Origin of the sequence: Micromonospora deserti, assembly GCF_003236335.1 — a bacterium.
GTDB classification, from domain to species: domain Bacteria; phylum Actinomycetota; class Actinomycetes; order Mycobacteriales; family Micromonosporaceae; genus Micromonospora; species Micromonospora deserti.
The window spans coordinates 1-7,948 of the sequence record NZ_POUB01000274.1; the positions used below are offsets into that span (position 1 = coordinate 1).

The following is a 7,948-nucleotide window of genomic DNA, read 5'->3' on the forward strand; positions in this document are numbered from 1 at the left end:
CGGCCGGGCCTGGGCTGGCCGATTGCCGCCGCAGGTTGCCCTTCGGGTGTTGGCGGTGGGGCTGGCAGGAGGTGAGCGGTGAGCAGTTCGGCGTCCGGCGGATCCGGCCGTGGCACCGCGGTGGTGACGGGTGCGTCGGCGGGCATCGGCCGGGCGGTGGTGGGGGAGTTCGCGCGCTGTGGCTATGACGTGGAGGTCCTGGCCCGTGGCGAGGACGGGTTGCGGGCCGCGCTCCCCGAGGTGCGTGGGCTGGTAGGGCCGGGCTGGCGATTGCAGGAGCACCAGTGGATGACCGCGGTCACGTACTCCGAGACGGCGCGAAGCGCGTGGCGCCCGTCCGCGCGCAACCCTCGATCGGTACGACTCGCCGTCGCGGGTCCTGACGAGAAGGAGAAGACACCATGACCGCACGCGCACTCGTCGCCGACGGCGCGCTGAGCGCTGTCGCCGGGATCATCGCCACCAGGGCCATGGACCCGGTCACCACCAAGATCTACGAGGCGCAGAGCGACGACGCCAAACAGCAGGAGCAGAAGGTCAGCTACGGGGTGGCCTACAATGTGGCGGCCCGCAAGATCGCCGGGGTTCTGGGCGTCCAGGTTAGCGACGAAACGGTGAGCAAGGCCGGTACGGCCATGCACTACGCGCTCGGAATCGCCGCGGCGCCGGCGTACATGCTGCTGCGCCGTGCGACCCGGCTCTCCCCGTGGGGCGCCGGGCTGGCCACCGCGATCGGCCTGTACGCCGTGCTCGATGAGGCACTCAACCCGCTGCTGGGATTCACCCCGCCGCCGCAGGCGTACCCACCGGTAGCCCACCTGCGCGGGCTGGCCGGGCACCTCGTGCTCGGTCTGGTAGTGGCCGCCACCGTGGAGACCGGCTGGGCACTGCTGCGCCGGCGACCCTGAACCGTCCGGCGCCCGCGCCAGCCGTCAGTCCCCGGGCAGCGCGCCTACGCGGCGTCGCGGTCACCACCACGTCGCTGCCCGAGCAGCCGGGCGGCGGGCTGAACTGGGACTAGCTGCACTGCGGCGCAGGAGCCAACAAGGAGGCCGTCGCTGTATCGCTGGTGCTGGGACGCAACCTCGACACACGTGGCGGGTGGAGCAGCTGCAGCGGCCCAGCGGGTCGCCTACAGGTGTGAGGCGGCCGACGGCGGGATGCTGGGCATGGCCAGGTGCTGGACCGCGACGGCGGCAGCCGGGTGGTGGTGGAGCTACGGTGGGCGCCGCCCGGGTGGTCAGGCACAGCAGGAGGTCGGCAGCTCGTTGCGGAACGTTCCGGCGGTGATCCGCAGGCTCTCGGCCATGGTCAGGTAGGGCGCCCAGGTCTCGGCGATGTCATCAACGGTCATCCCGGCTTTGATGGCGTAGGTGGCGGCCAGCATCATCTCCCCGGCGCCGTCGGCCAGAGCGTGCACGCCGAGGACCAGGCCGGTGGCTGCGTCGGCAACGACCTTCACCGCGCCGCGAGTGTCGCGGTTGACCAGCGCCCTCGGCACGTCGGCCAGGTCGAGGACGCGGCAGGTGCAGTCGTGCCCGGCGGCGAGAGCGTCGGCTTCGGTGAGTCCGGCCGAGGCGAGCTGCGGGCGGGTGAACACCACCGACGGCAGGCCGGTGAAGTCGACCCGGGCCCGGGCTCGGCCAGTGTCGTCGGCGAGGGCGTTGACCGCGGCAACCCGGCCGGTCGCGGCGGCGACGTAGACGTACTGCGGGGCGCCGGTGACATCACCTGCTGCGTACACGCGAGGGTTGGTGGTGCGCTGCGCCTCGTCGACGATGACGAATCCCCGCTCGTCCATCCTCACCCCGGCTGTGGCCAGGTCCAGCTTGTCCGTGCGGGCTCGGCGGCCGGTTGCCACCAGCAGTCGCTGCCCGCCGACCCGCCGATCCGACTCGGTGACGACCTGCACCCCGCCGGCGGTGCGCCGCACGGCGGTGGCGTGTTCGGCCAGTACGGTTATGCCGTCGTCGGCGAACACCGCGCGCAGCGCCGCGGCGAGTTCCGGCTCAGCCCGGGGCGCCAACCGCCCGACCAGGGTGACGCGGGTGCCGAGGTGGGCGAACAGCTGCGCCTGCTCCATGCCGACGTACCCACCGCCGATCACCACCAGCGACTCGGGAAGCTCGGACTGCTCCATCGCCGTGGTGGAGGTCAGGTACTCCACCTCGTCGAGGCCGGGCAGATCCGGGCGGTCCGGCTCGGCGCCGGTGGCGATCAGGTAGCCGCGGGCGCGCAGCGGCCGACCGTCGACGGTGAGGGTGTCGCCGTCGACGAACCGGGCCTGGCCAGTACGGACCTCGAAGCCGTAGGCGGCGGCCACGTCGGCGTACTTGGCCTGCCGCAGCCGGCCGAGCAGCTCGTCCTTCTGCCCGATGAGCGCTGCGAGATCGACGCCCTCGGCGGAGGTGGACGCCGCGGTGAACGGGTTGGTCAGGGCGGCGTGTCGGGTGCCGGCGGCGGCCAGCAGCGCCTTCGACGGCACACAGCCAACGTTCACGCAGGTCCCGCCAAGGACACCCCGTTCGATCAGCACCACGCTCGCGCCGGCCTGCCGGGCGGCGATCCCGGCGGCCATCGCCGCCCCACCAGAGCCCACCACCGCCAGATCGACGTCGCAGTCCTGGTCCATGAGCTGCCTCCACTGGTCACCGTGCCCTTACCGGACCAGTCTGGACCTTCCAGCGCAGGGCAAGGCCGAGAGGCGGAGGAGGTGACCGGCATTGCGGTTCGGACAGCTGGCGGCCCTCACGGGGACCACGACAAGACGCATCAGGTCGGAGGGCTACCAGGCCGGGGCCGCGGCCTCCTACCGAACGGTTCAGGGCACAGGATGGAACAGCCGGCCACCGGCGATGTCGGGCTCGACTTGTCGGTCTCGGGACTGGCGTGACAGGTCAGTCTCGGACGTGGATGACATATCCGGCTTGCAAACGGCGAACGCAGTGGCGGGCGCCGGCTGACCGTGTGCGGCTACGCGTGTCCGTGTTCCCAGGCACTGCAACTGAGGTCCTTAGAGCCCTCGCTGACACACGCCTTCACGTAGACCGCCTTGCCCTCTGTCAGACTGAGGTTGAGGCTCATGCAGTTACCGTTGGCACCGTCGGTGTCGTCGACCGAGGCGTAGGCCCAGCCACCGTCGGCCCGGACCCACTTCAAGTAGGCACGCGCGCGGTGACCGTCCTTCTGGATGTCACAGGCATGCAGCCACTCGCCGTCCGGGTTGAAGATCGCCATCGCCGAGATCACGCCGTCCCAGTAAGCATCAGCCGACGGCGCGTGGCCCTCCCCGTGGGCGCTCGCCGGTGAAGCAAACATCCAGAGAGGCGTCAGGGCAGCAGTGAGCAGCACCAGAGTCCTGCGCAACATGGTTCTCCTCCTTGGTAGTCTATTGAAAATCCTGATTTGGTGGATTTTGTTCCGCCCCGGCACTGCTGTCAATAAAAAGAGTTGATATTTTTCCCCCTTGATCGGCTGGAGCGCCGTTACCACAAACCCGGCATCCGTCAACGCCTCCATCAGGGCCGACCATCCAGCATGTCGGGCCTGGTGAAATGTGAAGGCCATGAGGCCGTCAGGCTTTGGAGCCTGTCTCCGGTGGTGGCCTGGGTGGTAGATCACTTCTATCGAACGCTTTTCATCGTCGGTTGTGGCTGCTCTGGACGTGATGTAGGGCGAGGACGGCCTGGACGATCGCCTGGCACGTCGGGGACAGCAGCGGATTTGGCCAGGACCTTGCAGCTTTTGAGGGTGGCGACGGCACGTTCGCCGATGGCGCGGATTTTGAGGATGGCCGGGGGGGAAGCCAACGCCGCGCCAACCAGCTCAAAGTACTAACCCTCACGGCGAGAAACGAGTCACGGCGCGAAGCGCGATACGCACCGCCACGCCGCCCGATGGAGCCTCGTCGAGGGCGACGGTCCCACCGATGTCCAGCACGAGTTGCTTCACGATCGCCAGCCCGAGGCCAAACCCGACCGCTGCCCGCCGGACACACCGATAGTCACGGCCGCGTCCGCGAGCACCGTGCCCAGCCGGTTGCCGACGTCTTCCGGTTCGTGCCCGCGATTCCATGGCCACTGGCCGGCGGGTTCACCCGGAGCCGCCGAGCGGGTTCGCCGCCGTGACGCAAACCGGTGGGACCGTTCGACGATGAGACATCATGCGGTTTGGCTCAGGTGGGCGGGCAGGGTTGCCGGCGAAACGCCCGGTCGGGCTGGTTCTCGGCGTGCCACGCTGGGTTGAGCGCTAGCGGCAGGGGCGGTGCCTGCCACGCCCCGGCGGCCCATTCGAGGGCCGAGTATTCCCAGCGGATGTCGGGATGAACCGGTTTGCCGGTGATGTGGTCGGCCAAGAGGGCTAGCACGTGTGGCTGGTGGAGCAGCTGACCGTGGAAGCCGACTACCTCGACCACGGGAATCTCCGCGTTGAGTTCCGCCGGGACGGTGATGGCGTTGCTCAACGGCAGAATCGCGATTAGCCGTACGCCCTGCACCGGGCAGAGCATTTCATTGCGGTAGAACGGCGCCTCGTCCAGCAGCGAGCGGAAGAACGGCTCATCGGGATCGTCTCGTAGTCTGGCCCCGACGCCGATCAGCGCGAACATGCCCCGCAGTTGCCAACCTGTGGCGATGCCCCAGCCCGTGCTGGCCTGTGGCGGTGGGTAGTAGACCCGGCCGGCTCGCACAACGTGGCTGATCAGGACCGCCGAGTCGACCGCCGGGTGCCGCATGCGCTCCAGGTAGTAGCGGACGATCAGTGCTCCCTCGCTCTGTCCGACCAGCGCCACCGGCCGACCGGTACGGGTATGCAACTGCTTCACCTGCTTGGCGAGCAGGTGGGCGCTGGTGGGCACGGGCTGGTGCGTGTCGACTGGCAAGTAGGGCATCGGCCTGCCTTGCTCATCGGTGCCCCGGTACGAAAAGCGCACCACGGGTGGTTCGGCCTTCTCCGGCTCGCCGTGGTAGTCGGAGTTGTAGCCGCCGAGGAAGATCACCGTATGCCGGATGTCCCCGAAATCCGACAGCCGGGCAATAGGTTCGGTCGCCTGGCCCGCACCGCGGGTGCCGGCGGCCTCGATCTCGTCGATGAAGAACAGCGGGGCCAGGGTCACGGCGACGACCAGCGGGACGACCGGTACCCGGGCCCATCGCACCCGTTCGGGCAGCACCGCGGCCCGCACCTTGCGCTGCCACAGCAGGCCGTTGGCCACGCCGGTCGCGGCGGCCGCCGGCACCGTCCACACGTCCGGGACGGACCAGACGAGCGCGGCACCCAGCGTGAGGGTCACGAAGTTGAGCAGTGACCAGCCGACCAAGCCGGCCGACGGCAGGCCGCGCCACCAGCCCGGCACGATACCGCCCCGCTGCAGCCACGGCGCCAGGATCAACAACGGCACCAGCTCCATGAACTCGAACCATGCCAGCGACACGTCCGCGGCGACCACGGCCATCGCCGCCCACGGCAAGAGGATCAGGTGGGCTACCGCCGAGTAGACCAGGTTACGACGGGACAGTTGGCGAAACGACGGCCGTGGACGCTCGGCCGGCCAGGCGAGAGCTATCAGCACGGCGGCGAACAGCCCGCGGAGCACGATGACACCCGGCAACAGGACGGCGAACATGGCCCAGGAGTTGTGATACACCAGCACCCAGCGCAGGTCGAAGAACGACGCGTACGGCGAGATCGCACTCGCTTGGGGCGCCAGACCGAACGCCGAGGTGAAGTTGACCGCCACCAGCACGCCCGCCACGACCGCCGCCGGTACCGCCGTCAGCACGAGCAGCCACAGCAGACGTACTCGCTCGGGACGCATCTTCCTCCTCTCCTGCCGGCGCGGATGACTGGAACGCCGCCCTCCTCCGTCCTCGGACACGAAATCAGGCACAAGATCGACGTCGGGTACCCGCCCAGCACCAGAACATTCGCGCGGCTTCAACAGAAGAGGTCCGTCACCTGATCGAGAACTGCTACGGCGTCGTCCCACTTCACCCGGCTCAGTAAGTCCTGCATCCCGTCCGGGCTCGCGTTTCCAGCATGCTCGGCGATGGTCCAGCAGTTCTTCTGCGGCAGCGGCGCCAGCAAACCCCGGACGAAGTCACGCACCCGATGACGGGGCTCCGGCCTGCGGAAACGCCGCCCGATAGTGAGCATCAAGTCGTCGAACAGCACCCGCCATCGCTGGGTGTCTATCCTGTATCCGGCAGCCACCGCTGCGTCATGGTCAGTCCACACGACCGTCCACGATCGACGGTGGCTGCCCTCGTCTGCGCGCCAGCGAGCTGCGACTCGACCGAGGTCACCATCCCCGGCTGGAGTACCAGGACCGGCGACGCCCGAACGCCTTATCTACCGAGGCTCTAACGGCTCACCGGCCCGCCATTCGCGAGCCGTATGCTGGGCCGAACACCACCAGCAGCGCCAGGTCCTCGGTCACCTCGTCGAACCGGTGCTCCTCGCCCGCCGGCACGAAGATCACCGAACCCGGGCCTACCTCGGCCGTACCGTCCGGCGTCACGATCCTGGCCCGCCCGGCAGTGACCACGTAGATCTCATCCTCGGTGTGAGGGCTCTGATTGTCGAGCCCGCCGGCCGGGATGCAGTACGTTCCCACCGACAGGTCCGGCACCCTCAGGTGCTCCACCCAGTCGTTGGCCGCCCCGGCGGGCGGCGTCCACACCCCCGCACCTTCGATGATCAGCATGGCGGAAGCCTAGTTGTTGCGGGGTAGGAGGTTGTTGACAGTTCCGACTTCTAGATATGTATGCGTTTCGCATAGAATTCCGGCATGGAGTCAGTACTGGAGGCAGCCATCAACGAGTGGCACGCGAGCGTGAACGGCGGCGACCTGGAGCGGTCGGCGAGGGCGGTCGGTGATCCGGTCGTCGTTCTGGGTCCGAAGGGCGCTGGCCCGATTACGCCGGAGCAGTTCGCAGGGTGGGTGGAACGCTCGGGGATCAAGCTGATCCCGCGGTCGTGGCATCCGGTCAGTGAGCGTCTCATGGTCGTGGAGGAGGACGCCACCTGGCCTGAGAGCGAGGCCCCGACTCGGGTAGCGACGGTGTTCCGGGTAGCCCGAGAGAAGGTCACTGCCGCACTCCGGCTGCCTGATTTGAAGTCAGCGCTAGAGCTGGCCTACATCTGCCGCGAGATGGCGGCCACCGAATGAGCAGCTCAGGGCCGGGACAAGTATTGTTTGCGTTCGTCCGGCACTGGTCGCGTAGGTCATCGGCCAGCGATCACGAGGTTGCCGAGCAAGGCCGGCTCGTAATCGTCGTCGAGGCTGTCCACTCCCTGACTCAGCGGGGGATCGCGGCAACGGTCAATGCTGTCGCCCACGAGATCGGCATAGACCAGAGCGGAGCATCGCGACTGATCAAGAGCGCGGCCGAGGCCGGGCACCTGATTATGCAGGCATCGGAAACAGACGGTCGCCGACGCCAGGCGACGGTAACCTCATCCGGCCACGCCCTGCTGGAACAAGCTCATGACTGGCAAGAGAAGGTCTTCGACCGGCTGGCAGAAGGCTGGAGCGAGCAGCAGCGCCGCGACTTTCAGCAGGCGATGACGGACCTGATCGACCAGTCCTACGCGTTGGACACATGACCCACGTCAACGCCCCACTGAGCCTGGAAGGGCGACGGAGGCTGGTGGAACGATGCCGGACGCGCCCCATCGCCCACGTCGCTGCACGATCGTGCGGGGCCCGCGGACGTCGTCTACCGCACCATGATCCACAACACGGAAACCTCTGCCGCCAACGCCTTGACGCAGAGAGGTGCCGTTAGATCCACAGTTTCAGCGCGAGCGGCACGGCGCTTCCTAAGGGACGTCTCGTAACTCGGTCGGGCGTCCATGGTGGATCATGTCAGGGTGCAGGTGATCTCGGCGGCTCGCCCGGAGTGGATCTTCCCGTTCACCGGGCTGCAGCCCGCCCAGTTCCGCAGGC

At 68.3% G+C, this 7,948-nt stretch carries 8 protein-coding genes and 1 pseudogene; 4 read left to right on the top strand and 5 right to left on the bottom strand.

The genetic code is table 11. The annotated features are described in order from the left end of the window. The first annotated feature begins 78 nt into the window (after positions 1-78). Together C1I99_RS26535 and C1I99_RS26540 are read left to right on the top strand one after the other, a co-directional pair. A complete protein-coding gene (locus C1I99_RS26535; RefSeq protein WP_111136923.1) occupies positions 79-405 on the top strand; it encodes an SDR family NAD(P)-dependent oxidoreductase in 327 nt (108 codons plus the stop codon). Further along, positions 402-908, top strand: a complete 507-nt coding sequence (locus tag C1I99_RS26540; protein ID WP_111136925.1) for a DUF1440 domain-containing protein — start codon at positions 402-404, stop codon at positions 906-908. The genes C1I99_RS26535 and C1I99_RS26540 overlap by 4 nt, the downstream gene beginning before the upstream one ends. A 332-nt stretch (positions 909-1,240) precedes the next feature. On the opposite strand, the gene merA is transcribed toward C1I99_RS26540, so the two are convergent. From merA to C1I99_RS26570, 5 genes and pseudogenes are all read right to left on the bottom strand, one after another. After that, entirely contained in the window at positions 1,241-2,632 is a 1,392-nt protein-coding gene (gene merA / locus C1I99_RS26545) for a mercury(II) reductase (protein WP_111136927.1), read from the bottom strand. Between the two features lie 341 nt (positions 2,633-2,973). Then, positions 2,974-3,519, bottom strand: a complete 546-nt coding sequence (locus C1I99_RS26550) for a hypothetical protein (protein ID WP_146604061.1) — start codon at positions 3,517-3,519, stop codon at positions 2,974-2,976. 655 nt (positions 3,520-4,174) lie between these two features. Beyond that, positions 4,175-5,815, bottom strand: a complete 1,641-nt coding sequence (locus C1I99_RS26560) for an esterase/lipase family protein (RefSeq protein WP_111136933.1) — start codon at positions 5,813-5,815, stop codon at positions 4,175-4,177. A 143-nt stretch (positions 5,816-5,958) separates the two neighbouring features. Further along, positions 5,959-6,153: pseudogene (locus C1I99_RS26565) on the bottom strand (IS701 family transposase); the annotation flags it as partial. Positions 6,154-6,367: 214 nt separating this feature from the next. Next, the gene (locus C1I99_RS26570; protein WP_111136934.1) at positions 6,368-6,703 is read right to left on the bottom strand and encodes a cupin domain-containing protein; all 336 of its coding nucleotides are present in this window, start codon (positions 6,701-6,703) and stop codon (positions 6,368-6,370) included. A gap of 84 nt (positions 6,704-6,787) precedes the next feature. Here C1I99_RS26570 and C1I99_RS26575 point away from each other — a divergent pair, with 84 nt between their 5' ends. Both C1I99_RS26575 and C1I99_RS26580 read left to right on the top strand, forming a co-directional pair. Next, entirely contained in the window at positions 6,788-7,168 is a 381-nt protein-coding gene (locus C1I99_RS26575) for a hypothetical protein (RefSeq protein WP_111136935.1), read from the top strand. Positions 7,169-7,191: 23 nt separating this feature from the next. Next, entirely contained in the window at positions 7,192-7,605 is a 414-nt protein-coding gene (locus tag C1I99_RS26580) for a MarR family winged helix-turn-helix transcriptional regulator (protein WP_199562405.1), read from the top strand. The last annotated feature ends 343 nt before the right edge of the window (positions 7,606-7,948 follow it).